The following is a 25,748-nucleotide window of genomic DNA, read 5'->3' as shown; positions in this document are numbered from 1 at the left end:
CATGCGGTCCCTCCGAGCCTATCGGGTGGCGCGGCAACGTGATTGACCACGGACGCCAGATTTTCAGCACCCCGTGCCAGGCCCGCGCCCGGCCTGGCGGAACTGCTGCGGCGATTGCCCGGTCCAGCGCCGGAACGCCCGGGTGAAAGAGCCGGATTCGGCATAGCCGAGCAGCAGAGAAATCTGCGTCATCGAGTAGTCGGAATGATTCAGGTAGCCCAGCGCCAGGTCACGGCGCACCTCCTCCACCAGCACAGAGAACTCGATGCCCTGGTCCTTGAGCCGACGTTGCAGGGTACGCCGGCTCAGCCCCATGCACTCGCTGACCTCATCCAGTGACGGCACGCCACTGGCCATGCCCAGCGCGATCATGCGGGTGACCTGGGGCAGCAATTCGTCGCTGATGCTGCGCTGCTCACGCGCCTGCTGCAGGTACGGCTCCAGGGCCATGAACAGGCGCTCATTGCCTCGCGCCACCGGCAGTTGCAGGACCTCGGCGGGCAGCGTGATGCGGTTGGTCGGCTGGCTGAAGAACAACGGGCACATGAACAACTGCTTGTGCATCGACACGTCCGCCGGGCGCGAGTGCTCGAAGTCCACCCGCAGCGGCCGTACCGGGCTGGCGGTGATCAGTTGCAACTGGCGCAGGATCGTGGCGATGGCGAACTCGGCGTCCTGGCGGCGGTTGACCACGGTGCTGTCGGTGACCTGGTAGGTGATGCGCAGCTGGCGGCCCTCGCAGCTGTAGTCGATGGACGACTCCTGGGCGAACACCACGATATAGGTGTGCAGGGTCATCAGCGCCTTTTCCACGCTGGGCGCGCAATGCAAGGCGTGGCCCAGGGCACCGATATCGTCGGCCTCGGTCTGGCTGCCCAGGGTCAGGCCGACGGCCGGATTGCAGGTGCCGGCCGCTTCCCACAGGGCGACATACTGGTCGCCAGGGATTTCGATATCGGCGCGTTCCAGCAGCGGCAGGTCGATGCCGAGGGCTTCCAGGTGCGGGGCGAAGGTGGTCCTGAAACGGCGGAAGAAGTTTTCCGAGAGGACGGTGCGCACTGATTTCATGTTGTTCTTCGCAGGTCGTTTTTAGAGTGCCAGGATCAGGAAAAGGCGCCACCGGGCGGCGCATCGCCGATGAGTCCGCGCCTACAGGGGGCGTGTGGTCGCTCACAGCGACTGTAACCGATTGTTACTGAGGTGGGGCAAACGCCCGCACCAGGTGATCGATCACCGCCCTCACCCTGGCCGTGTGGCGCAGGTCCTGGTGAGTGACCATCCACACCTCGTAAGGCTGGCTGCGCGTACGCTGCGGCCAGACCCGTCGCAGGCCGTCACGCTGCCCGAGCGCCACGGGAATCTCGCCCAGGCCCAAGCCCTCGGCGATGCCCCGGCGCAGCATCATGCTGGCATTGGCCGCCATCACCACCCGGCCCTCGCCCATGGGCACGTCCACCAGGGTCGGTGCGCCGCGGTCACGCCAGTACGGCTCGTACACCACCAGGTCGTGGCCGGCGAAACTGCCCTCCTGCGGCACGCCGCGACGCGCCAGGTAGTCCGCCGAGGCGAACAGGCCCATCTGCCAGCTGGCCAGCTTGCGCAGCACCAGGTCGGGGTTGTCCGGGCGCTGGTTGCGGATGGCGATATCGGTTTCGCGTTGCGACAGGTTGACGATCTCCGAGCTGCCACTGAGCACGATGCGCACCTCAGGGTGTTCCTCGTGCAAGCGGCGCAATGCCGGGATGACGAACTCCAGGGCCAGGGAATCGGTGGTGGCAATGCGCACCTCGCCGGCCTGTTCGTTGTCGCTGCCCCGGGTGCGGCGGGCCAGTTCCAGGGCGGCCTGCTCCATCTTCTGCGCCATTTCCACGGCCACTTCGCCGGTGGCGGTGAGCTGGTAGCCGGCGGACGTGCGCAGGAACAGGGTCGCGCCAAGGTCCGCCTCCAGCGCCGCCACCCGCCGACCCACGGTGGCCTGGTCGACGCGCAGTACCCGGGCGGCGCGGCGCAGGGTCAGTTCGCGGCTCAAGGCCAGCAGCATGCGGGCGTCATCCCAGTTCATTGGCTCACTCCATTACTTGTCGGCCCGCAGGCATCGCGGCGCCTGAAGAAAATCTGCAAAGGTGCGTCGCAAAATCGCCGCGCGACCGCACGACGCGGGTTTCATACCCTGTTACGCACCGGGCCAAAGCGGCCTTTCCTCAGAATGACAGAGGTCTTCATGCGTCACATCCCCACTCACATGACCGCCATCGACATCACCCGGCCTGGAGGCCCCGAGGTCCTCCAGGCCGCCACCCACGCCACGCCTCGACCAGGCCCCCGCGAGGTGCTGATCCAGGTCCATGCCGCCGGCGTCAACGGCCCCGACCTGCTGCAGCGCAAGGGTCTTTACGATCCGCCCGCCGGCGCGCCGGACATTCCGGGGCTGGAGATCGCCGGCAGGGTCGTGGCCCTCGGCGAACAGGTCCGCCATTTTGCCGTGGGCGACGCGGTGATCGCCCTGGTCCAGGGCGGCGGCTATGCCGAGTACGCCGTGGCCGACGAGCGCACCACCGCGCACCTGCCGGACAACCTGTCGATGGTCGAGGGCGCGGCCTTGCCGGAAACCTTCATGACCGTCTGGGTCAACCTGTTCCAGCGCGGCGGCTTCAAAGCCGGTGAAAGCGTGCTGATCCACGGCGGCGCGTCCGGCATCGGCACCACCGCCACACAGTTGGCCCGCGCCCTGGGCGCGGCGAAGATCTTCACCACGGTCAACGGCGCAGGGCAACAGGCCGCCAGCCTCGAGCTGGGCGCCGACGTGGCCATCGACTACACCCGCGAGGATTTTGTCGAACAGGTCATGCTGCACACCGACGGCAAGGGCGTCGACGTGATCGTCGACATCATCGCCGGCGACTATGTGGCCCGCAATTTCAAGGCCGCGGCCATGGATGGGCGCATCGTGCAGATCGGCGTGGTCAAGGGCCCGGCCACCGAGGTCGACCTGTTCCCCCTGCTGACCAAGCGCCTGACCCATATCGGCTCGACGTTGCGTGCACGCAGCGCCGACGACAAGGCGGCGATCCTCGAGGATCTGCAGGCCAAGGCCTGGCCCCATGTGCGCAGCGGCGCGGTCAAGCCGCTGATCCACGCGACCTTCCCGCTGGCAGCGGCCAGCCAGGCCCATGCCCTGATGGAGTCCGGCCGGCATATCGGCAAGGTGGTGTTGCAGGTTGCGCACAACGGCTGAGTCAGTCGAGCGCGCCGCTGCCCAGGGCGATCCTGATCGCCTGGGCGGTGGTGCTCACCCCCAGGCGCCGGCGAGCGGCGCGCAGGTGGTTTTCCACGGTGCGCACCGACAGGCCCAGGGTGGCGGCGATATCGGCCTGGCGTTGCCCGGCGGCGGTCCAGGCCAGCACCTGGCGCTCACGCGCCGACAGCTGACCCTCGCCGGGCGGTGCCTCGAGTAGCCGCCGGGCGCCTAGGAACGCCGCGTTGGCCAGCAGGGTCAGGGCCAGGCGCGCCGGCGCCGAAGCGTCGATGCGCACACCGCCTAGGCTCATCGCGCCCTCCAGGCCTGCCGGGCCGAACACCGGCACCTGCAGGCCATGGATGCCCGGCCCGCCGGGCAACCGAACCACCCGATAGCGTTCACCTTCGTCGCCAGGCTGCTTGCTCCAGAAGAACGCTTCACGGGCTGCCAGCAGATGGCGGGTCACCGGACAATGGCGCACGTAGGTCCGGGCATCGACCACCTGGCCGTCGCCGAACCAGTCCCCTTCCACCCAGTGGATGCGCTCGACCACCTCGTCCCGCGCAGCGCTGGCGCTGAACAGCACGAAGCGGTCATAGCCCAGCGGCCGGGCGAACGTGCGCACGGCGGTCTGGATCGTCGCCAGGGTGGTGGCCTGCTCGATCTGCCGGACCGCCTGTACCACCTCGTCGAACGGCATGCCGTTCACCCGCCGTTGGTCGCCTTGAGCAAGGCCGCGGCAGCCAGCTTGCCCAAGGCGTTGCCGGCCAGCGGGCTGTCGCCGGTGAGCAGTCGGCGGTCCTGGTGGACGGCGCCGGAGATGCCGTCGTTGACGATCTCGACGCCCTGGGCCTGCAGGCGCTCGCCGAACTTCCAGGTCAGGTGGCCGGGCATGTAGCCGATGTCCGGGGTCTTGGCGTCCAGCTCATCGGGGAAGGCGCAGATCTTGTAGCCATCGAACAGTTTGCCGCCGGCCAGCAGCGCCGCCGGACCGTGGCACAGGGTGATGACGAACTTGTCGTGGTCCGCCGCCCATTTCAGCACTTGGGCGACTTCTTCGCTTTCCGGCAGGCCGATCAACGCGCCGTGACCGCCGGGAATGAACACCCCGATGTAGTCCGAGTCGTCACCCAGGGCACTGTCGATTACCTCGGCGAGCTTGCGCGGCTGCTTGAAGGCGGGCTTGTAGCGCTCGAACAGGCCGAGCACCTGCTGGTCCTCGCGAGGCATGGCCCAGTATTCGAACTTGACCGGGTTGCCCGACAAGGTCGCGACATCGAAGGCGAAGCCGGCCTTGTCCAGATGATACATGGGTAGCAGGGTTTCCACGGGATGGTTGCCGGTGGAGAACAGCGTGCCGTTGTCGGTGAGCAGGTAGCGCTCGTCGGCACCGATCAAGAGGATTTTCCAGCGTCCGCCCTTGTAGGCGTCGGGGTAGTCGGCGCCGCTGAGGTCGGACTTGGGCGAGGTGAACTGGCTGAGGGAATACGGCGAGGGGAAAAAGGCGTTGTCCTCGGCCGGATCGGGGGTCGGGCGTTTGTCGTCGCTGCTGTTGGTCATGATTGTGCTCCTGTGCCTGGGGGGTTGACCGGATCCATGCTAGGAGGCCACCGGATGAGCGGCAATGAGGGTTTTCCCTCAATGGCTGCCTGTGGCATCGCTTCATCGGACCGCGCGGTCCCTGGAACGGCCTTGTGTCGCGAAAAGGCTGCGAATGAACTCCGGGCAGTCTAGCCGAGCGCGGCGGGCGTATCGACGTCGCGCAATACCCCTGCGTCGTCTACCTCGACCAACCGCAACTGTTGCCGATGCCGTTGCAGCACCGAACGCGCGCCCTCATCACCGGTCATCAGTGCGAGTTCAGGCCAGTAGTTGCGCCCGAACAGCACCGGATGCCCATTCTGCCCCTGATGACGCGGCACCACGATGACCGCAGGGCCAGCGGTTTCGACCAACCGCCGTAAGGTCGCGGTCAGGATCCATGGCATGTCCCCCAACAGGATGGCGACCGCCTGTGCCTCGCTGTCATCCAGCGAGGCGGCGCCCGCCGCCAGGCTATGGCCCATGCCCAGCCCGGCATCGAGGCTATGGATGATCCGGCAGTCCGCCGGCAACCCCAGGTCCTCGCCCCGCTCGCCAGCGCGCAGCACCACGCGCACGTCGTCGAATGCCTCCAGGGCGTGCTCGACGCTGTGCTGCAAAAGACTACGACCATCACCCAGCACGGCCCGGCGCTTGTCCGCGCCGAAACGCGACCCCTGGCCGGCCGCCAACACCAGCGCGACGATGCTCACAAGGCCTCGCGGGCGATGCCGCTACGGGTGCGCAAGATATCGGCGAGCACCGCCAGGGCGATCTCCGCCGGCGTCTTGCTGCCCAGGTTGAGACCGATGGGGGCATGGATGCGCGCCATCTCGGCATCGCCGAGCCCGCCGATACGGCGCAGGCGTTCACGGCGCTTTTGCGAGGTGGCACGCGAGCCCATCACGCCAATGTAGAACGCTTCGGTGTGTACCGCTTCGAGCATGGCCAGGTCGTCGATCTTCGGGTCGTGGGTGAGCGCCACCACCGCCGTGTCGCGGTGGCAGCCACCGTTGGCGATGAACAGCGAGGGCAGTTCCCGACGGATTTCTATCCCGTCGAGCACCACATTGTCCATCACCTCGTCGCGAGGGTCGCACAGCACCACCTCGAAACCCAGGCCCTTGCCGAACTCGGCGCAGAAGTGCGCGACACTGGAGTAGCCGGCCAGCAACAGCCGTTGGGCGGCGCCGACGCGCAGGCGCACGCATGCGCCGCCCTGCTCCACCCGTGGCCCCTGGCTGTGGTCGTCCTGCACCCGGCGTTCGCCCGTACGCAGGTCGACCTCGCGCACAAGCCGGCGGCGGCCCAGCAAGGCCGCCTCCAGCTCGCCCAGGTGCGCCTGGGTCGCGCAGTCGCCCGGTAGGTTCTCCACCAGCACATCGAGGATGCCACCGCAGGGCAGGCGGATGTTGCCGCGAGTGTCGCTGCCATCGCCATAGCGCACCATGGTGACGGCCCCGGCGAACTCGCCAGCGGCGACGCGTTCGAGGAAGTCCTCCTCGACGCAACCGCCGGACAGCGAGCCGACCCAGTGCCCCTGGTCGTTGACCGCCAGCAGCGAGCCCGGCGCGCGAGGCGCCGAGCCATAGGTGCAGAGCACCGTGCACAGCCACACGCGCAAGCCGTCACGCGACCACTGCGCCGCCTGGCGCACCACCTGCAGGTCGAGATGCTGCACGGGTCAGTCCGCCTTCAGCTGGGCCAGCTGCTGGGTGGTCAGGTCGCCCGGCAGGCCGCCCCAGGCTTCGCGCAGGTAGTTGACCATGTCGGTCAGTTGCCCGTCGTCGAGCTTGTCTGCGAAGCCCGGCATCGGCTGCATCCGCTCGAAACCGGTGAACTGCTGCTCGCGGATGCCATCGACGATGGCCTTGACCAGGTTGCGCGAGTCGGCCTGGCGCAGCACGGTGTTGCCGCGCATGGCCACGGCGATGTGCGGTTTGCCCTCGCCCTCGCCACCATGGCAGCCGGCGCAGACGTTGAGGTACTGCTGACGGCCACGCTTGGCGCTCTCGCCCATGGTCTCGTGGGCGACTGTCTGCACCACCTTGGCCGCCGGCGGCTGGTCGCCGAGCAGGTAGGTGGCCATGGCCGACAGGTCGCTGTCCTGCAGATGCTGGGTGCTGTGGTGCACCACCGGGTACATTTCGTTGAACATGCTGCCCTGGGCGCTGACACCGTGCTTGAGGAAAGTCGCCAGATCCGCATGGTTCCAGCCACGGTCGGCCAGGTCCTGGGCCAGCAGGCTAGGCGCCAGATAGCCCAACAGCAGGCCGCCGGTCAGGCGCTTGTCCTGCTGCAGCGCGCCAATCGGGTTGCGCGGGGTGTGGCACTCGCCGCAGTGGCCGAGCACCTCGACCATGTACTGGCCGCGTTTCCACGCCTCGCTGTTGCCCTTGCCCTCCTCCAGCTGCACGCTCTTGCCGTACAACAGGTTCCAGCCGACCAGGCCGGTGCGCACGTTGAACGGGAAGCTCAGGCTGGTTTGCGGGGCCGGACGGTTGATCGGCGCCACGCTCATCAGGTAGGCATGGATCGCGTCGGAATCCTCCCGTTTGACCAGGTGGTACGAGGTGTACGGCATGGCCGGGTACAGGTTGGCGCCGTCCTTGCGCTTGCCCTCGGTGAGGGCGGCGAAGAACTCGTCACTGCTGTAGTTGCCGATACCGTACTGCTTGTCCGGGGTGATGTTGGTGCCGTAGATGGTGCCGAACGGCGAATGGATCGGCAGGCCGCCAGCATAGGGCGCGCCGCCTTCGGCGGTGTGGCAGGCCATGCAGTCGGCGGCGCGGGCCAGGTATTCGCCACGCTTGATCAAGGCCTCGTCCGCCGCCTGGGCGTTGCAGGCGACCAGTGCGCCGATGGCCAGCGCCAGGCTGCTCAGAATGCGCGTCATGCTCAGCCCTCCTTGACCAGGCCGAGGTCGCCCAGCACTTCGCGGGTTGCCTCGTAGTAGCGCACGTAGCCGGTGCAGCGGCACACATGGTGGCCGAGGCTGGCCTCGATGGCACCCTCCAGCTCACTCTGCTTCAGCGGCTTGCGCTGGGCTTTTTCCACCAGCACCGTGGCGGCGTTGACAAACCCCGGCGCGCAGTAACTGCATTGGAAGGCGAAGCGATCGACGAACTTCTGCTGGATCGGGTTCAACTCGCCCGGATTACCGGCTTCGTCGAGCTTGGCGTGGCCTTCGATGGTGCGGACTTTCTTGCCCTCGAAGTAATGCGCGCCGGTGATGCAGGTGCGCACCTCTTCGCTGGTGCCGTCGGGGTTGTCGACGATTACCACGCAGGCATGGCAGATACCCTGGCCACAGCCCAGGCGCGAGCCCGTAAGGTTCTGGTATTCGTGCAGGTAGTCGATCATCGCCAGGTCATCGGGGACCACTTCGGTGACGACAGGTTGACCGTTGAGGGTCAGTTGCAGCTTGCGGTCAGCCATTGAGGGCCTCCTTGACTCGGGCGGGGGTGATGGGCAGGTCGCGCACGCGCTTGCCGATGGCATGGGCCACGGCATTGCCGATGGCGCCGACCACCGGGATCATCACCACTTCGGCGATGCCCTTGGACGGGTCGGTCGGCGACAACGGCGGCAGGATCTCCGAGGTCTGCTTCCACACCGCCACATGCCTGGCCATCGGCAGGCGATAACGGTTGAAGTTCCAGTCGCCCTCGCCCGGGCCACCCTCGTACAGCGGCATTTCCTCCAGCAGCGCATGGCCGATGCCCATGGCGATACCACCCTCGAGCTGGCCCTTGACCAGCTCCGGCACCAGTACCCGGCCGCACTCGACCCAGCTGTGGTGGTTGAGCACCGTCACCTCGCCGCTGCCCTTGTTGACCTTGACCTCGACGATGGTCGCCACCGGGCTGTAGTAGGTGACCATGGCGTTGTTCAGCTGGGTGGCCGGGTATTCGGCGTTCTGCCGGTCGAGCAGGTGGAAGCCGGCGCTGTTCATCTGCGCCTTCTTCGCGTTCACCGCGCCGTCGCCGTACTTTACCGCCACGGCATCGAGCGGCAGGCGCTCGCGCACGCCGTCGATGACGAAGTCGGCCTCGGCCCAGCTCCAGCGGTTGAAACCGTGCACGCTGACGCCGGTGACCAGGCCCATTTCGTGGGCTTTCTTCGCCAGCGTGGCGAACGGGATCGGCGCCAGGCCATTACCGGTCAGCTCGCCGTTGACCCACACCGCGTTCTCGCGGCGCACCACCAACGGGTTGGCCTGGCCGCCATACGGGCCTTGGCTCCACAGGGCCATGGCCGCCGGCCACAGGCCGTGGTTGAACAGCACGCGGGCCGCTTCGCGGGTGGCGTGGCTGAAGTAGAACGCCGAGTTGGTCGCCGACGACGGCGAGGCCAGCTTGCCGACCCAGCGCGGGTTGCGCAGTGCGGCGTCCTGCTCGGCCTGGCTGATCAGGTAGGGGTTGCCGCTGGTGGTCAGCGCCAGCTCCGGCCATTCGGTCTGGGCGGTCATGACCTCGTCGGCGACACGGCCGAGGAAGTCGCTGACCACCAGGGCCTGGGAAGTGGACATGCCAGTGCCCAGCTCGGTGCCGATATGGCGCAGGCTGATGCGGCCATCGGCGCTGAACTCGACCGCCGCCATCGGCGCCTCGGAGCCGGTGCCGAAGTCTTTCTGGGTGATGGCAAAGCCCACGCCATACCAGTTGTCGTGGTCCTTGGCGTCCTCGGCCTGCTTGCGCGCCTGGCGGTTCTTCCACCAGTCGTGCGCGGCGGCCTTGTCGAGGATCTCGTGCAGACGCAGGGCACCGGCAGGCACCGCACCCTGGGTGTTCTTCATGCCCGACTTGAGCGCGTTCTTGCGGCGCAGCTCGATGGCGTCCACACCCAGGCGGTCGGCGATCTCGTCGACCATCATCTCGGTGGCGGCCATGCTCTGCAGGGTGCCGTAGCCGCGCATGGAGCCGGCCTCGACACCACGGGAATGGTACGCGGTCACCGACAGGTCGTTCTGCGGCATGTAGTAGATCGACTGCGCCGCGGTGGCGCCCACGGCGGCCACCGACGGGCTGTAGTTGATGCGCCCGCCGCCGTCGACGCTCATGTCGGCGCGGAAGATCTTGAAGCTCATGTCCTTCTTGTCGACGGCCAACTGATAGCGGATGTCGAACGGGTGGCGCTTGATGCCGCTCTGGAACTGCTCGTAGCGGTCGTTGGCCAGGCGGATCGGCACGCCCGCGCCGTACAGCGCGGCGACGGCGGCGTAGAACACGAAGATGTTGTTGTCCTTGGAACCGTAGCCAACGGTGTAGCCCGGGTGGATGTTCAGGTGCTTCAGGCCGAAACGCGACGGCTTGATCATGTGCACGCATTCCTGCGCCACTTCGAACGGGCACTGGGTGGCCACGACGAAATGCAGGGTGCCGGTGGCCGGGTCGAACCAGCCGTTGCCGTTGTCCGGCTCGAGGGCCGCGGGCTCGATCGACGGAGTCTTGTAGCGCTCGTCGAACAGCAGCCAGTCTTCCGGCGGCTGCTTGAGCTGCTCGTCGATACGCTGGGCGTAGAACATCCCCTGCTCGGTGAGGTTGCCGTGCTGCTTGGGCTCGGCGGTCCATACCGGCTTGCGCGCCAGGATGGTGGGGAACAGCATGGTGTTCTTCAGGCTCGAGTATTCGTCCTCGTCGAACGGCGTCTTGCCGCCCACGCGCACGAAACGGAAGCTGCCGTAGGGGTCGCGCTGGTACAGCGGGGCCTGGGCGCCGTAGCGGATCGCCTGGTCGTTGAACTGCAGCTTGAGCTTGGCCTTGCGGAAACGCTCGAAGTCGTTCCAGATCAGGATCGCCACCGGGTGGCCGATGAACATTGGTACCTGGCCCGGCGGCAGCAGCGGATCGGGCGAATGGGCCTCGGGCCAGGCAATGCCGTCCGTCTTCAGGTCGTCGGCGGTGACGATGCGGTCCGGTTGCAGCTCGGCGCCCAGCAGCGACAGGTCGTAGCCTGCGTAGAGGCGGTCGGCCTTGGTGGCCTTGAGCAGCATGGCGTGGCCCTGCTGCTGCGGCCAGCCAGGCATGTCCTTGGCGCGAATGTCGCGGGCGAACACCTTGTTGCCACAGACCTTGGACAACGCATCGTTACGAAAACGCGCCTTGCCGTCGTGGTTCATCCACTTCTGCGGCGAAGTGGTGACCTTGCTTTCCATCAGGGCGGCGAAGGCCTGGCTGCCGAGCGGCGCCAGGGTCACGCCGACACCGGCGACCAGCCCGCCTTGCAGGAACGAGCGCCGGGAAATATCACGGTTGGACATGGTTGATCCTCTGGGTAGCTCTTGGGCTGCCCATGCTTTTTCTGGTGCTTGAAAACTGGGAGGGCGCGCACGATCACAAAAACTGACTACGAAGTCAAGTTAACGATCGTAGAGTGCCACTGCAAGTCAAGCAGACAACTTGTCGCGGGGGGGCGCGATCGCGCCGCGAAGGCTCAATCCGGCAAGCGATAGCGCTCGGCGAAGTATTGGCGGAAGAACTCCACCGCCACCCGCACCTTGGCTGAACCGGCCAACGGCGCGGTGTACACCGCCCAGATATCCGCCGCCTGCTGGTAGTCCGGCAGCACCTGCACCAGCCGACCCTCGGCGATGCTGTCGTGCACGTCCCACCACGAGCGCAGCAGGATGCCGCGCCCATCCAGGCACCACTGGTGCGCCACCTCGCCATGGTTGCTCGACAACGCGCCGGTCACCCGCACGCTATCCTCGCCCTGCGGCCCTTCCAGGTGCCATAGCCCGAACGGGTGGTCGCGCTCCTTGATCACCAGGCAGTCATGGCTGGCCAGGTCCGCCAGCACCCGTGGCGCGCCATGCTCGGCCAGGTACGAAGGCGCCGCGCAGAGCACCCGGCGATTACGCGCCAGGGGCTTGGCGATCAGGTGCGGGGCGATCACGTTGCCCACGCGGATGTCCAGGTCGACGCCTTCGGCGATCAGGTCCACCAGGCGGTCGTGCACATCCAGACGGATGTCCAGGCGCGGGTAGCGCGCCGCCAGTTCCGACAGCGCCGGCGCCACGAAGCGTCGCCCCAGGCCCAGGCTGCTGGCGATGCGCAACTGACCGACCGGCTCGCGCTGGCCGGCGTTGAGATCGTCGTCCATGCGCTGAAGGGTCTCGAAGATCTGCTGCGCCCATTGATACACCCGCTCGCCCTCCTCGCTCACCGTCACCCGCCGGGTGGTGCGGTGCAGCAGGCGCACGCCGAGGCTGTCCTCCAGCAGGCGGATGCGCTTGCTGACGAACGCCGCCGACATGCCACGCTCGTCGGCCACCGCGGCGAAGCTGGCGCGGCGAGCCACCTGCAGGAAGATGTCGAGGTCGTCCAGGTTCGGCAGATTATTCACGATTCGTGCACCAAGAATTGATGGATTGCCGGATTATCTCCGAAGCACAGCCTTATAGCATGGCCGCATCTTCCCTGAACACGAGAGGCGCCCCATGACCAAGACCTTCAAGATCGCAGCCATCCCCGGTGACGGCATCGGCAACGAAGTCCTCCCCGAAGGCCTGCGCGTGGTCGAGGCCGCCGCCCGCAAGCACGGCCTGAACCTTGAGTTCGCGTTCTTCGAATGGGCCAGCTGCGACTACTACCTGGCCCACGGCAAGATGATGCCAGACGACTGGTTCGACCAGCTCAAGGGCTTCGACGCCCTGTACTTCGGCGCCGTCGGCTGGCCGGACAAAGTCCCTGACCATATCTCGCTGTGGGGATCCTTGCTCAAGTTCCGCCGCGACTTCGACCAGTACGTGAACATCCGCCCGGTGCGCCTGTTCCCCGGCGTGCCCTGCCCGCTGGCGAACAAGCAGCCCGGCGACATCGACTTCGTGGTGATCCGCGAGAACACCGAGGGTGAATATTCGTCCCTGGGCGGGCGCATGTTCGAAGGCACCGACAACGAGTTCGTGCTACAGGAGTCGGTGTTCACCCGCCGTGGCGTGGACCGCATCCTCAAGTACGCCTTCGACGTGGCGCAGACCCGCGAACGCAAGCACGTCACCTCGGCGACCAAGTCCAACGGCATGGCCGTGAGCATGCCCTACTGGGACGAGCGCACCGCCGCCATGGCCGCCCACTACCCCGAGATCAGCTGGGACAAGCAGCACATCGACATCCTCTGCGCCCGTTTCGTGCTGCAGCCGGAACGTTTCGACGTGGTGGTGGCCTCCAACCTGTTCGGCGACATCCTTTCGGACCTCGGCCCGGCCTGCGCCGGCACCATCGGTATTGCGCCGTCGGCCAACCTCAACCCCGAGCGCACGTTCCCGTCGCTGTTCGAGCCGGTGCACGGTTCGGCGCCGGACATCCACGGCAAGAACATCGCCAACCCGATCGCCATGATCTGGTCCGGCGCGCTGATGCTCGAGTTCCTCGGCCAGGCCGACAACGACGCGCGCTACCAGGCGGCCCACGACGACATTCTCAAGGCCATCGAGACAGTGATCGCCAACGGCGACACCACCCGCGACATGGGCGGCAGCCGCTCGACCCAGGAAGTGGGCAAGGCCATCGCCGCGCTGCTCGGGGCCTGAGTCGGCGACAGGTCATCGCGCTGCAAGCCCGCTCCCACAGGAAGATGTGCTGCCTGGGGGAGCGGGCTTGCCAGCCAACCATCCGGATTGTCCGACGATCCTATTGCCACCCACTTCGATTCGATGCAGAATCTGTAAACCAAAAGATACTTGTTATCCAATAGTTAACGGAAAGGAAAACCCAGCCTCGATACGGACTTCCCAAACGCCTGACGCCTACTACAAAAAAAATGCTCCAGGAGACAATTGATGTCCCCCAATAACAAAAAGATCGATGTGTTCCTGATCGCCGTGAGCCTGTTGGCCGTGCTGCTCACCGTGATCGGCCTTGCTGCCTTCCCCGCCCAGGCCGAAAGCCTGGCCAACCAGCTGTTCGAGGTGGCCACCCGCACCTTTGGCACCAGCGTCCAGGTCCTGGTGTTCGGCAGTTCCCTGGCCGTGCTGTACCTGGCCTTCAGCAAATACGGCAACATCCGCCTGGGCGCCGGCAAGCCGGAGTACTCCACCACCACCTGGGTGTTCATGTTCATCTGCGCCGGCATGGGTTCCTCGACCCTGTACTGGGGCGTGATGGAGTGGGCCTACTACTACCAGACCCCGGGCCTGAACATCGCGCCGATGTCGGCCAAGGCCCTGGAGTACAGCGTCAGCTACTCGTTCTTCCACTGGGGCATCAGCGCCTGGTCGATCTACGCCCTGGCCTCGCTGGCCATGGCCTACCACTTCCATGTGCGCAAGAAGAGTGGCCTGAACCTGGCCTCGATCATCGAGGCGGTCACCGGCTTCAAGGCCACCGGCCCTGTCGGGCGCGCCGTCGACCTGATCTTCCTGCTGACCATGATGGGCGCGCTGACCGTATCGCTGGCGCTCACCGCCTCGACCCTGACCCGTGGCCTTGCCGACCTGGCCGGCACCCCCAACACCTTCACCGTGCAACTGCTGGTGATCGGCGCGGTGGCGCTGCTGTTCTCCTTGAGCTCGTACATCGGCATCGACGGCGGCCTGCAGCGCCTGTCGAAGATGGTCTGCATCGGCGCCCTGGTGTTCGCCGCCATCGTCCTGCTGGTCGGCCCGACCCAGTTCACCCTGAACAATACCGCCAACTCCATCGGCCTGATGCTGCAGCACTACGTGCAGATGAGCCTGTTCACCGACCCGGCCGGCGACGGCGCCTTCACCCGCAACTGGACGGTGTTCTACTGGCTGTGGTGGGTGTCCTACGCGCCGGGCGTGGCCATGTTCGTCGCCCGCGTCTCGCGCGGCCGGCTGATCAAGGAAGTGGTGTTCGCCCTGCTGCTGGGCGGCAGCTTCGGCTGCTGGTTCTTCTTCGGCGCGCTGGAAAGCTACAGCATGCACCAGTTCATCAACGGCCAGGTCGACGTGCCCAAGCTGCTCGGCACCCTCGGTGGCGAAGCGGCGGTGACCGACCTCTTGCTGGCCCTGCCGTGGGGCACGCTGTTCCTCGCCGCGTACCTGTTCATCATGGCGGTGTTCTGCGCCTCGCACATGGACGCCGCCGCCTACGCCGTGGCCGCCACCAGCACCCGCAACCTGCGCGAGGGCGAGGACCCGAGCCCGACCCTGCGCCTGTTCTGGTGCGTGGTGCTGACCCTGGTGCCGCTGGCCATGCTGTTCGCCAAGGCCTCGCTGTCGACCATGAAGACCGCCGTGGTGCTTACCGCGATCCCGTTCATGGTGATCCTGCTGGTGAAGATCTACGGCTTCTTCAAGTGGCTGGCGGCCGACTACGGCCAGGTGCCGGCGTACCGCATCGAGGAAGAGGCCACCCGCCTGGCCGGAGAAGAGCCACCCATGCAGGCACCACGCAGCGCGGCGGCAGTGCACTGAGTCTGGATTTGTCGTGGGAGCGGGTAAGCCCGCTCTCACATTGCCAAACCTGCGACAAATTTTTTTGCCCAGCTTGTTAACCAACAGATACGCGTTAACCAATAAGAACCGAGATGGAACCATGAACGATTTCAAACGCCTGCCCGCCGACTTCTGCGCCAACCCCGAAGTGGCCTTCACCCTCCCGGCCACGTTCTACACCCAGGCCGCCGTCTTCGAGCACGAGAAGGAAGCGATCTTCGCCCGCAGCTGGATCTGCGTCGGCCACCGCAGCGAAGTCGCCGACAAGAACGCCTACATCACCCGCCAGGTGATCGGCGAAAGCATCATCGTCGTGCGTGGCCGCGACGACGTGCTGCGCGCCTTCTACAACGTCTGCCCGCACCGCGGCCACCAACTGCTCGAAGGCAGCGGCAAGGCCAAGAACGTCATCACCTGCCCGTACCACGCCTGGGCCTTCAAGCTCGACGGCGAACTGGCCCACGCGCGCAACTGCGAGAACGTGGCCAACTTCGACAAGGACAACTCCACCCTGGTGCAGTTGCGCGTCGAAGAGTATGCCGGCTTCATCTTCATCAACATGGACAACGACGCCGGTTCCGTCGAAGACCAGTTGCCCGGCATGCAAAAGCGCATGCGCGAAGCCTGCGCGGTGATTGACGACCTGCACCTGGCCGCGCGCTTCGTCAGCGACACCCCGGCCAACTGGAAGTCGATCGTCGACAACTACCTCGAGTGCTACCACTGCGCCCCGGCCCACCCCGGCTTCTCCGACTCGGTGGACGTCGGCCAGTACAGCCACAGCCTGCACGGCAACTGGACCCTGCAGTACGGCCTGGCCAAACCGTCGGAGCAGTCGTTCACGTTCGATGAAACGGTCAAGGACCCGTCCTTCGCCGGCTTCTGGGCCTGGCCGTGCACCATGTTCAACGTACCGCCGGGGGCCAACTTCATGACCGTGATCTACGAGTTCCCGGTCGATGCCGAAACCACCCTGCAGCACTACGACATCTACTTCCTCAACAAGGACCTCACCGAGGAGCAGCGCAAGCTGATCGACTGGTACCGCGAGGTGTTCCGTCCCGAGGACCTACGCCTGGTCGAGAGCGTGCAGAAGGGCCTGAAGTCCCGCGGCTACCGCGGCCAGGGGCGGATCATGGTCGATTCGCAGCGCAGCGGCGTGAGCGAGCACGGCATCGCCCACTTCCACAACCTGATCGCCGTCGCCCACCTGGACGACTGAACACGCTCCCCGCCCCGCGCCAGGGCCTGGCGCGGGCTTCGTTGTCGAGGTACGCCATGGCCAAGCAATACGAAATGTTCAAGGTGCGCGTGACCGGCGTGGAACAGGCCACGCCGCAGATCAAGCGCTTCACCCTGGCCCGCGCCGACGGCGCCGCCCTGCCCGCCTTCAGCGGCGGCAGCCATGTCATCGTGCAGATGCAGTCGGCCTGCGGCAGCCAGTTCAGCAATGCCTACTCGCTGATGAGCGACCCGCGCCAGTTGCACAGCTATCAGATCGGCGTGCGCCTGGAGGAGCAGTCCAAGGGCGGTTCGGCGTTCATGCACCAGCAGGTCGAGGTGGGCAGCGAGCTGACCATCTCCACCCCCAACAACCTGTTCGCCCTCGACCCAAGCGCCGGGCGCCATGTACTGATCGCCGGCGGCATCGGCATCACCCCGTTCCTGGCGCAGCTGCACGAGCTCGAAGGCGGCAGCACCCCCTACGAGCTGCACTACGCCTTCCGCGCCCCCGAGCACGGCGCCTTCCAGGGCGACCTGGCGCAAGGCCCGCATGCCGGCAACACCCGCTTCTATATCGACAGCCTGGGGCGCAAGCTCGACCTCGCCGCGCTGTGCGCGGGGCTCACCGATGACGCCCATCTTTATGTGTGCGGGCCCAAGCCGCTGATCGACGCGGTGATCGCCAGCGCCGCCGCCGCCGGCATCGCCGAGTCCCGCGTGCATTGGGAACAGTTCGCCGCCGCCGCGCCGACCGCAGGCTCGGCGTTCACCGTGGTACTGGCGCGCTCCGGCACCGAACTGGAAGTCGAGCAAGGCATGACCATTCTCCAGGCCATCGAGAAATCCAAGGCCGCCAAGGTCGAGTGCCTGTGCCGCGAAGGCGTGTGCGGCACCTGCGAGACGGCGATCCTCGAAGGCGAGGCCGAGCATTTCGACCAGTACCTGAGCGACGAGGAGAAAGCCTCGCAACAGACCCTGATGCTGTGCGTCTCGCGGGCGCGTTCGGCGCGGCTGGTGCTGGATCTTTGAGGCTCGGCGGCGAATCGCCTGCCCGCGCGGATTCGCCGGTGAGATGTAATTGAATACTGCCAATAAGCGCTGAAAAGGAAAATCAGAGAAACCTCCTACGCGGATTTGGGAAGCCCTGTCGACCACCCAGAATCCGTTCCTCGCTAGTGTTTCAGGTCTGCGTAACGTCGCCCGTGGCTGGCTGCAACAGCCACGGGCTCGGTGCTAACACGCCTGCATGAACAGCTTCGCTGAGGACATCGGATGTTCGACTTCAACAAACTGCTCGAAATCAATCGGCAAGCCTGCGAGGCCCTGGAGGCCCCCTTCGCCAGCGGGCCCGCCGTCCATTGCACGCGCACCTTCACCATCCTGCCCCTGCGCTATGCGGCCGTTGCCGGCACTACCGGCCAGCGCCTGCGCTTGCCAACCCTGCCCGATCACCTGCGCCATCCCTACAGTGTTGCCACGCTCCAGCAGGCCGACTATGCCATTCGGCCATTGCGCCAAGGCTTCCTGTACGTCATGGAGAAACGCAAGCGCAGCGGGCAGCACAGCCTGCACCCGCCCTATCGCATTGCGGCGAACGGTTCTTTATCGCTGGTTGCCCCCGGGCAGTCCGAGCCGGACGCCACAGATGTCCACACCCTGCGCGACATGATTCGCAATACGGCCTTGGCGTTCAACGTCCATGACCTCGAAGACCTGGCCGAGCTGCGCCTGTTCTACAGCCCCGACCCGTTGACCGAAGCGGCCCAGCAGCAACTGCTGCGTCGACGCGACAGGCTGCCGGCCGTGGATGTCGCCGCTTTCACCGGCCTTGGCTGCCCGACGCCCAGGCCCTATGTGCTGCGCCATGACCAACTGGACCTGGTCGCCGATTTCGCTGCGCAAACCGACAGCTCATTGCGCAAGCTGCTGGACAACCAGCTGTTCAGTGAAACCAGCGTCCACTCGCTGACGGCAGCCCGGTACATGCTGGGCCCGGTTGCCGGCAAACCCGAAGCCCGTGGTATCGCGGTGGTGGTGGAAGATGCCATCGGCATCACCCAGCAACTCAATGCCTGGCGCAACGCGGGCATGGAACACCTGAAGGATTGGCTGGAAGCCACGGAGTCGGTCGCGGGAGAACCCGGCCCCAGCAACGAGCGCAAGGTGCTGGTCGCCCAGGCCTTCACCGAACTGCATCAGCAATTCAGTGAGCGCAAGGTCGCCGCGCTGGTCGACCGTCACAAAGAGGCCATGCGCGCCCACCTCGCCGGTGCCGACCAGGGCGCCAACCCGCAGATGGCCGCCTGGTGGGCGCAGGCCAAGGAAGGCATTCTCGATACCGCAGGCGCACTCAGGCGCCAGGACCTTGAGGCCCGGGCGAACAACGGCGAGTTCGCCCGGCAGTTCGAAACGCGTTACCTGCCACACGTCGACCTCAAGGCCATGCATGACCAGCTGGCCTGGTTCGAATCCCACGGACTCGAAGCGCAGCGCCTGGCCGACGTGCGGGCCGACGACCATCTCGTCTGGCTGCAATCTGAGCAGCTGCTCGCGGCCCTGGCCTACTACGACGAGAACGACCTGCGCAGCGGCCTGTGCTTCGCTCACCAGACCGGGCTCAGCGTGGTCGGCATGGAGGGCGTGCCAGCCGGGGCGCGGCTGCTCGCCCAGTGGTGGCATGCCGACACGCTGACGCCCGACAACCTGGCCCTGCGTTCCTTCGTCTTCAACCAGCGCGCCATTGCCGAGGTGCTGGAGCAGACACGTCAGGCACTGCAAGCACTGCCGCCGGAATACGATCACTGGCAGCAGGTGGACACCTCGCTCAAGTACGCCAAGGAACTCGCCTCGCAGTTCAGCCGGGTGGACGGCCACCTCGACCAGCTGGCCCAGCACAGCGCCCTCAACACCGCCGGGGCCTTGGCCTGGCTGGGTCAACTGGGGCGCCAGAGCATGCAGGCCGGCGCCCCCGGCAACATGGATCGCCTGCTGTACCGGCGCCTGGGCACCTACCTCATCGCCTCGCTGGGCGAGCAAGCCATCAACCTGCGCCTGAGCGAACACGCGCTCGAAGGTGACATCCCCTCGCGAGGACGGGTGGCGGCCCCCATCGTCCGACGCCTTGATCGCGCCTATGTGGAGACGTTGCAGGGCGCTCATGCTCATTCGTTCTATCGGCTTCGGCTGGCCAGTGGGCTGCTCCTGCTGGAGGCGGGGCTGCTCCTGTTGCAGGGGCAGCGGGATGACAAGGACCGGCGTTTCTGGAGCGAGGTGGTGGCCGCTGGACTGGCCAGTGCGGCGGCGGGGTTCGAGCTACTGGCGGTGGGGACGGAACAGACCCTGCTGGGCGTCGGGCGGAACAGCGCGATTGCGCGGGGAGCGGACATCAGCGTGGGGCGCTATCGGCTGTGGGGGGCGGGGTTGGCTGCGGTGGGTGGCGTTGTCAGTATTGCATGGGACGTTTCAGATGCCGAAGAAGCAAAAAGCAGATCAAAGTCAATGCTTGCAGCAGCGTACAGAACAAGAGCTGCATCTACGTTCGCCCTACTTTTAGGGCAGGGAGGAATAGCATTCTCACAAGCGAGTGCGTTTTTCCAATGGCTATCAATGAGTGCCAACCAAACATGGAGAAGCAGCTTATACGCTACCCTTTCCACTCTTTCCGCACGACTAGCCGCGAACCGTGCAGCCATGATGTTTCTGAGTCGCTTAAGCTGGATAGGCGGCGCCATTGTACTCGGCACCACTATAGCCTTGCTCATTGTCGATGATGACGCACTGGAAAAATGGTGTAGCAAATGCTGCTTCCGCCTTAAACCATCAAACAAAGGATACATGAAGGACACTGAAGAGCTAGAAGCCTTATTCAGCGCCATGAGCGAGGTTATATAGTGTATTTTTTTGAATGGCTTTCATGGCTCGCAGCCATTGACCCCAAAGAAGAACGCGAAGCCTTTAAAAAGCAGAACAAAACAATCAAGAGTAGAGGGGTGTATGAAAGCGAAGACGAAGAATACGTTGCAGCCGCAAAAAAATCAGTATGCGAAACCCCAAAGAGCCGTGGCCCAGTCTACGTATACAACGAGCACGTGCTCGAAATGCGCTGCGGCATGTGGGAGGATAAACGTGGGTTGATCACAATACTTTCTCTTACAGCCATAGCACTAATCACATTCGAGTTATATTTCACCACTGACGCCATTAAAAAGTTAATCGTACTGACCTACAACTATCAAGGCGAACCGTATGGAGAACTCCTAGTCACCACAATTTTCTTTCTCTGCCTGGACCCATGGCTTTTATGGCTTTACCTAAAGTATGGTTTTCGTTTCACACGTTTTGAAATGTTCACATCACGCCACCTGTTGATACGCTTCAACCGTACCACCCAACAGGTCTACCTCCACCGCCCGGCCTACTGCGGAGGAATCGTCACGCTGCCGTGGAACGGCGTATCGTCCAGCGGCTCTGATAGGAAGTATGCTCCACCAGGTGGCATGGGCATGCCGCTGGAACTCACATGGTCGCCCGCCTTCACCGGCACACTGCGTCCTGAACTGATCTTGGTAGGCAAGTCCGCGAACAATTTCGCGGAGCTTCAAGCCGAATGGGAGTTTATCCGTCGCTTCATGGATGAAGGTCCAGAAGGACTGCCACGCCCCCACATCACCTCGCACTTCCCCTGGCCTTGGCAAGCCTTCACGCCTCAGTTTGAAGGTCTGACCCACTACTTCCGCAGTTCCCCACGCGTCCTCAAATGCGGCCTGCTATTGCTCTCTCCTGCCTTCCTGATCATCGGAACAGGCCACTGGGTGAGTCTCCTGCTGTGCTGGAAGCCTCGCTGGCCCAAGATCATCCGTGAAGCCGGCCTGCCGGGAAAACCCGTCCCGGCAGTGACCACCGTTGACGATTACCCACCTCATATCCAGGAGAGACTGCGGGAGAACGCCTACCTCTGGGCCATACGTCCAGGCAAACGCCCGGAGAGAAAACCCCGCGTCTCTAAACGTCGGCCCAAGAGCCAAAGTCAAACTCCCGATATCGAGAAGGATGCGCCCCATGAGGTCGACAGTATTGATCAGCCGTAAAAGCGGGATGTTCTTGACCGAGATGGAGCCCAACGCACCACGCCTCTGCATGGTGGCGAGACGCCCCCATGACTGCGACAACCCGGCAGTGCACGGCTACACCTTCATCCAATCCGATACCCGCGAAGCGCTAATCATCCTGTGCAAAACCAAATAAGACGCTGCTTGAATCCCTACACCCAACGAAAACAAGGAGCATACGTGATGAAACCCATCGTTCTAGTCGGGCACAAGCATGACTGCCCCCTGCATGGCGCAGGCGAGGTTGTTTCAGGCCATACGGCCACATTGATCAATGGCAGCGCTGTCGCCTGCGTAGGCGACAGGATCAGTTGTGGTGCCGTCATCGAAACAGGGTCGGCGAATCATGCCATCGAAGGCCGGGCCGTTGCACGCCAAGGTGATACCACCAGCCATGGCGGAACCCTGGTGGAGGGCGAGATCGGCTGGATGGTTGATTAGGCCTCATTCGCTTCTCTGCAGCACCAGCGTGGCCACCAACGCCAGCACCGCAAACCCACAGGCCACATACCCCAGCGCAGCCAGGCCAAGCCCCTGGATCGCCGCGCCCCCCAGCGCGGCACCGGCGGCGATGCCCGCGTTGGCCGCCGACACGTTGAGGGTCCCGGCCAGGGCCTGGGCCTTGGCGCCGGCCCGCATCACCCGCACCTGGCACACCGGGAACAGCGCCGTGTAGGCGATGCCCCACAGGGCCAGGGCGCCCACCAGCAGCAGCGGGTTGCCGATCACCGGGGTGACCAGGCCCATGCCCAAGGCCAGCATCGCCAACAGCAGCAGCGTGGCCCGCAGCGGGCTGCGATCGACGATCCGTCCGGCCAGGGCGTTGCCGAGCATGCCCACCAGGCCGAAGCCCATCAGCCACCAACCGACCGCGTTGGCCGGCACGGCGGCGAGCTGCTCGAGGATCTCGGCCAGGTAGGTGTAGGCAGTGAACATGGCGGTGAACACCAGCGCCGACAGCAGCACATGGGCGATGAAACGACGGTCCTTGAGAATCACCGACTGCCGCTCTCCCGCGGCGCGGGCCGGGACCGCCGGCAGGGGTGGCAGCCAGGCCAACATCAGCAGCGCCACCAGCAGGCACAGCCCGGCGAGCAACCAGAAGCTGCCGCGCCAGCCAAGCAGCCCGGCAGCCAGGGTTCCCAGCGGGATGCCAAAGACGAACGCCGCGGTGATCCCCAGGTAGACCCGCGCCACTGCCCAGCCCTCGCGCCCCTGGCCGGCCAGTTGCCCGGCGCTTTCGCTGGCGGTGCCCCAGTACACCGGCAGTGCCAACGCGGCGAGGAACCGCGCCAGGGCCAGTACCCAGACGTTCGGCGCCAGCGCCGACAGCGCATTGGAGGCGGCGAACAGCAGCAGGATGGCGATGAACAGCCCCTTGCGTGGCAGGGCCGACAGCCAGGCGGTGAGCGGCGGCCCGAACAGCATCACGGTCACCGCGAACAGGGTGACCAACTGGCCCGCGCCTGCGACCGACAATCCAAGGTCGCGTGCCAGCGCGGGCAGTAGGCCAAGAATCAGGAACTCGGTGGTCAGCACCGCGAAGCCGCCGACGGCGAACAGGCCGATCGACAGCCCAGCACGCGGCGTCGGCCGCGCCAGGGTGGCATGGGTCAAGCTGGAGGTGGACATCTACTGCGATCCTCGATGAATGGCAGGCCAGCTTAATCTGGAATCTTGTTCAGATTACTGGTAGATATTCCCTTATCAAGTGAACCATATTCAGTAATCGCGAACCCATGCCATGTCCGCCTCGGAACGCCTGAAAGACATCGACTTCTTCGTCAGCGTGGCCAACGCCGGCAGCTTCATCGCCGCCGCCGAGCGCATGAACCTCACCAGCTCCGCCGTAAGCAAGGGCGTGGCCCGCCTGGAGAAACGCTTGCAGGTGCGCCTGTTCGAGCGCACCACCCGACGCCTGGCCCTGACCGACAGCGGCGCCGACTACTACCGCACCTGCACCCGCGTGCTGGCGGAGATCGAAGAGGCCGAACTGGCCCTCAACGACGAGCACAAGACCCCCTGCGGCAAGCTGCGCATCGACCTGCCGGCCACCTTCGGCCGCCTGCACGGGCTGCCCGCCGTGCTCGACTTCGCCGCGCTGCATCCGCGATTGCAACCGCACATCACCCTCTCCGACCGCTTCGTCGACCTGGCCGAGGACGGCATCGACATCGTCGTGCGCATCGGTGGACCACAGACTTGGCAGCCGGGCATCGAGCACCGCTACCTGGGCAGCCAGCGCCTGGTGTTCTGCGCCGCCCCCGCCTACCTCGCCCGGCACGGCACGCCCCGCGACCTACAGCAGTTGCAGGCCCAAGGCTGCGTGCTTTACGCCTGCGCCGACGGCAGCACGCCGGCCCTGCACTTCGCCGGTGCCCGTCCGGGCCTGGCGCAGCTGCGGCCGATGCCGGGCCGCCTGGCCATCGGCGATGCCGAGGGGCAGGCCCTGGCCATCAGCGCCGGGCACGGCATTGCCCAACTGCCGACCTGGCTGGTGCAGCGCCAGCTCGACGCCGGGACGTTGCAGCAAGTGCTGCCGGAGTACGCGATGGAGGGGTTGCCGATCAACCTGGCCTGGCGTCGCAACCGTGGGCATCTGCCCAAGGTGAGCGCGACGGTCCAGGCCCTGGCCGAGCGGCTGGGACCACTGATTCAGGGCTGATTCAAGTGGAGTGCCAGCGCATGGCTGTATCCAGGCACAAACAAATGAAATAAAATAACATTTCATTTGAATGATACCTCTGCCAGCGACCCTCCTCGATGACCAGCCTCCCGACCGCCCTCCCCAGCCAACGCCTGCACAGCATCGACGCGCTACGCGGCCTGGTGATCCTGTTCATGCTGCTGGACCACGTGCGCGAAACCTTCTTCCTGCACCGTCAGGTCAGCGACCCGATGACCATCGACGCGACCGACCCCAGCCTCTTCATCAGCCGCACCCTGGCGCACCTGTGCGCGCCGGTGTTCGTGCTGCTCACCGGGCTGTCGGCCTGGCTTTACGGCGAAAAGCACCAAGGCCGGGGCGATGCAGCGACGTTCCTGTTCAAGCGCGGCCTGTTCCTGGTGCTGCTGGAGCTCAGCCTGGTCAACTTCGCCTGGACCTTCCAGTTGCCACCGAGCGTGATCTACCTGCAGGTGATCTGGGCCATCGGCCTGAGCATGATCGCCCTGTCGCTGCTGGTGTGGCTGCCACGCCCGCTGCTGCTGGCCCTCGGCGCGCTGATCGTCGCCGGCCACAACCTGCTCGATGGCCTGCACTTCGCGCCGCACTCGGCGCTGCATGTACCCTGGGCGATCCTGCACGAGCGCAGCTGGCTGGAGCTGCCCGACGGCTTGCGCCTGCGTACCTCCTACCCGGTGCTGCCATGGATCGGCGTGATCGCCCTGGGCTACGGACTCGGCCCCTGGTTCGGCCGCGGCAGCGATGCCGGCGAGCGCCAGCAGCGCTTGCTGCTGGGCGGCATGATGCTGCTGCTCGGCTTTTTCGTATTGCGTATTAGCAACAGCTATGGCGAGGCGCCGTGGACGCTCTACGCCAGCGTCGGGCAGACGTTGATGAGCTTCTTCAACATCACCAAATACCCGCCGTCGCTGCTGTTCCTGGGCTTGACCCTGGGCGCTGGCCTGTTGCTGCTGCGCACTTTCGAGCGTGCGGGAGACGCCCGCTGGATCGGCCCGCTGGCAGTGTTCGGCGCCGCGCCGATGTTCTTCTACCTGCTGCACCTATATGTGCTCAAGCTGCTGTATGTGGCCTGCGTGGGGCTGTTCGGCCTGAACCAGGGCAGCCATTTCGGCTTCGACGGCATCGGCGCGGTGTGGCTGGTCGCGGTGCTGCTGGCGATCACCCTGTACCTGCCGGTGCGCGGCTTCGCCCGGCTCAAGGCGCGGCGGCGCGACATCGCCTGGCTCAAGTACCTGTAAAAGCGTTTTCACCCGATGGCCCGATGGTCTACCATGCCGCCCGCCGGTTTCCACACGGAATCAAAAGGGAATCCCGGGCGCGCCGAGGGCGGGCCAAAGGGAACTGCCCCCGCAACTGTAGGTGCCGAGCCTGCGCCATCGATGCCACTGGGTCTGCCGACCCGGGAAGGCCGGCGCCGGCCAGGACGCACCAGTCAGGAGACCTGCCGGCACGCGTTCACCAACCGGCGGGGTGTCCGGGATGGTCATCCGCCCCTGGCCGCGTGCTTGC

At 65.5% G+C, this 25,748-nt stretch carries 21 protein-coding genes and 1 riboswitch; of the genes, 10 read left to right on the top strand and 11 right to left on the bottom strand.

Annotated elements, in window-relative coordinates:
• Nucleotides 1-63 precede the first annotated feature (63 nt).
• Nucleotides 64-1,068, bottom strand: a complete 1,005-nt coding sequence (gene qhpR, locus AC25ND_RS07780; RefSeq protein ID WP_028689273.1) for an AraC-like transcriptional regulator QhpR — start codon at nucleotides 1,066-1,068, stop codon at nucleotides 64-66.
• Nucleotides 1,069-1,192: 124 nt separating this feature from the next.
• Nucleotides 1,193-2,062, bottom strand: a complete 870-nt coding sequence (locus tag AC25ND_RS07775) for a LysR family transcriptional regulator (protein WP_486976215.1) — start codon at nucleotides 2,060-2,062, stop codon at nucleotides 1,193-1,195.
• A 180-nt stretch (nucleotides 2,063-2,242) separates the two neighbouring features.
• Here AC25ND_RS07775 and AC25ND_RS07770 point away from each other — a divergent pair, with 180 nt between their 5' ends.
• Nucleotides 2,243-3,235 (top strand): NAD(P)H-quinone oxidoreductase, encoded by a 993-nt coding sequence (locus AC25ND_RS07770; protein ID WP_069017794.1) that lies wholly within the window; start codon nucleotides 2,243-2,245, stop codon nucleotides 3,233-3,235.
• 1 nt (nucleotide 3,236) lies between these two features.
• On the opposite strand, the gene AC25ND_RS07765 is transcribed toward AC25ND_RS07770, so the two are convergent.
• The 8 genes from AC25ND_RS07765 to AC25ND_RS07730 all read right to left on the bottom strand — a co-directional run bounded on the left by AC25ND_RS07765 (nucleotide 3,237) and on the right by AC25ND_RS07730 (nucleotide 12,166).
• Nucleotides 3,237-3,938 carry a PA1136 family autoinducer-binding transcriptional regulator gene (locus AC25ND_RS07765; RefSeq protein WP_051555633.1) on the bottom strand — a complete coding sequence of 234 codons (702 nt, stop codon included), beginning with the start codon at nucleotides 3,936-3,938 and terminating at the stop codon, nucleotides 3,237-3,239.
• Nucleotides 3,939-3,943: 5 nt separating this feature from the next.
• On the bottom strand, nucleotides 3,944-4,798 hold the full coding sequence (gene hchA / locus AC25ND_RS07760) for a glyoxalase III HchA (protein ID WP_028689269.1): 855 nt from the start codon (nucleotides 4,796-4,798) through the stop codon (nucleotides 3,944-3,946).
• Nucleotides 4,799-4,968: 170 nt separating this feature from the next.
• Complete coding sequence (locus AC25ND_RS07755) at nucleotides 4,969-5,532, bottom strand: nucleotidyltransferase family protein (RefSeq protein WP_028689268.1); 564 nt, start codon at nucleotides 5,530-5,532, stop codon at nucleotides 4,969-4,971.
• A complete protein-coding gene (locus tag AC25ND_RS07750) occupies nucleotides 5,529-6,500 on the bottom strand; it encodes an XdhC family protein (protein ID WP_186594863.1) in 972 nt (323 codons plus the stop codon). Before AC25ND_RS07750 ends, AC25ND_RS07755 begins: the two co-directional genes overlap by 4 nt.
• Nucleotides 6,501-6,503: 3 nt before the next feature.
• The gene (locus tag AC25ND_RS07745; RefSeq protein ID WP_028689266.1) at nucleotides 6,504-7,715 is read right to left on the bottom strand and encodes a cytochrome c; all 1,212 of its coding nucleotides are present in this window, start codon (nucleotides 7,713-7,715) and stop codon (nucleotides 6,504-6,506) included.
• A 2-nt stretch (nucleotides 7,716-7,717) separates the two neighbouring features.
• Complete coding sequence (locus AC25ND_RS07740) at nucleotides 7,718-8,257, bottom strand: (2Fe-2S)-binding protein (RefSeq protein ID WP_028689265.1); 540 nt, start codon at nucleotides 8,255-8,257, stop codon at nucleotides 7,718-7,720.
• A complete protein-coding gene (locus AC25ND_RS07735) occupies nucleotides 8,250-11,081 on the bottom strand; it encodes a xanthine dehydrogenase family protein molybdopterin-binding subunit (protein ID WP_062364465.1) in 2,832 nt (943 codons plus the stop codon). The genes AC25ND_RS07740 and AC25ND_RS07735 overlap by 8 nt, the downstream gene beginning before the upstream one ends.
• A 173-nt stretch (nucleotides 11,082-11,254) precedes the next feature.
• Complete coding sequence (locus tag AC25ND_RS07730) at nucleotides 11,255-12,166, bottom strand: LysR substrate-binding domain-containing protein (protein ID WP_486976214.1); 912 nt, start codon at nucleotides 12,164-12,166, stop codon at nucleotides 11,255-11,257.
• A gap of 94 nt (nucleotides 12,167-12,260) precedes the next feature.
• Here AC25ND_RS07730 and AC25ND_RS07725 point away from each other — a divergent pair, with 94 nt between their 5' ends.
• The 7 genes from AC25ND_RS07725 to AC25ND_RS07695 all read left to right on the top strand — a co-directional run bounded on the left by AC25ND_RS07725 (nucleotide 12,261) and on the right by AC25ND_RS07695 (nucleotide 21,994).
• Nucleotides 12,261-13,352, top strand: a complete 1,092-nt coding sequence (locus tag AC25ND_RS07725; RefSeq protein ID WP_062364469.1) for a tartrate dehydrogenase — start codon at nucleotides 12,261-12,263, stop codon at nucleotides 13,350-13,352.
• A gap of 249 nt (nucleotides 13,353-13,601) precedes the next feature.
• Complete coding sequence (locus AC25ND_RS07720) at nucleotides 13,602-15,200, top strand: BCCT family transporter (protein WP_062364472.1); 1,599 nt, start codon at nucleotides 13,602-13,604, stop codon at nucleotides 15,198-15,200.
• A gap of 121 nt (nucleotides 15,201-15,321) precedes the next feature.
• Nucleotides 15,322-16,443 carry an aromatic ring-hydroxylating oxygenase subunit alpha gene (locus AC25ND_RS07715; protein ID WP_062364474.1) on the top strand — a complete coding sequence of 374 codons (1,122 nt, stop codon included), beginning with the start codon at nucleotides 15,322-15,324 and terminating at the stop codon, nucleotides 16,441-16,443.
• Nucleotides 16,444-16,499: 56 nt separating this feature from the next.
• Entirely contained in the window at nucleotides 16,500-17,474 is a 975-nt protein-coding gene (locus AC25ND_RS07710) for a PDR/VanB family oxidoreductase (RefSeq protein WP_062364476.1), read from the top strand.
• Nucleotides 17,475-17,717: 243 nt separating this feature from the next.
• Nucleotides 17,718-20,336: a T6SS effector BTH_I2691 family protein gene (locus tag AC25ND_RS07705; protein ID WP_486976213.1), complete on the top strand. Its 2,619-nt coding sequence runs from the start codon at nucleotides 17,718-17,720 to the stop codon at nucleotides 20,334-20,336.
• Nucleotides 20,336-21,532, top strand: coding sequence for a DUF6708 domain-containing protein (locus AC25ND_RS07700; protein ID WP_486976212.1), 1,197 nt, complete (start codon nucleotides 20,336-20,338; stop codon nucleotides 21,530-21,532). The genes AC25ND_RS07705 and AC25ND_RS07700 overlap by 1 nt, the downstream gene beginning before the upstream one ends.
• Nucleotides 21,533-21,736: 204 nt before the next feature.
• Complete coding sequence (locus tag AC25ND_RS07695) at nucleotides 21,737-21,994, top strand: PAAR domain-containing protein (RefSeq protein ID WP_186597159.1); 258 nt, start codon at nucleotides 21,737-21,739, stop codon at nucleotides 21,992-21,994.
• Nucleotides 21,995-21,997: 3 nt separating this feature from the next.
• Here the strand turns inward: AC25ND_RS07695 and AC25ND_RS07690 are convergent, their stop codons facing one another.
• The gene (locus AC25ND_RS07690) at nucleotides 21,998-23,185 is read right to left on the bottom strand and encodes an MFS transporter (protein WP_186597157.1); all 1,188 of its coding nucleotides are present in this window, start codon (nucleotides 23,183-23,185) and stop codon (nucleotides 21,998-22,000) included.
• Nucleotides 23,186-23,297: 112 nt separating this feature from the next.
• On the opposite strand from AC25ND_RS07690, the gene AC25ND_RS07685 reads away from it, so the two are divergent.
• Nucleotides 23,298-24,218 carry a LysR family transcriptional regulator gene (locus tag AC25ND_RS07685; protein WP_028691647.1) on the top strand — a complete coding sequence of 307 codons (921 nt, stop codon included), beginning with the start codon at nucleotides 23,298-23,300 and terminating at the stop codon, nucleotides 24,216-24,218.
• 98 nt (nucleotides 24,219-24,316) lie between these two features.
• Nucleotides 24,317-25,477 carry an acetyltransferase domain-containing protein gene (locus AC25ND_RS07680; protein WP_186597154.1) on the top strand — a complete coding sequence of 387 codons (1,161 nt, stop codon included), beginning with the start codon at nucleotides 24,317-24,319 and terminating at the stop codon, nucleotides 25,475-25,477.
• Nucleotides 25,478-25,504: 27 nt separating this feature from the next.
• Nucleotides 25,505-25,702: riboswitch (cobalamin riboswitch) on the top strand.
• Nucleotides 25,703-25,748 lie beyond the last annotated feature (46 nt).

The sequence above is a fragment of the Pseudomonas sp. P110(2024) genome (assembly GCF_057480795.1).
The sequence above is the reverse complement of the archived record's forward strand: the minus strand, read 5'-3'. Positions and strand labels throughout refer to the sequence as shown.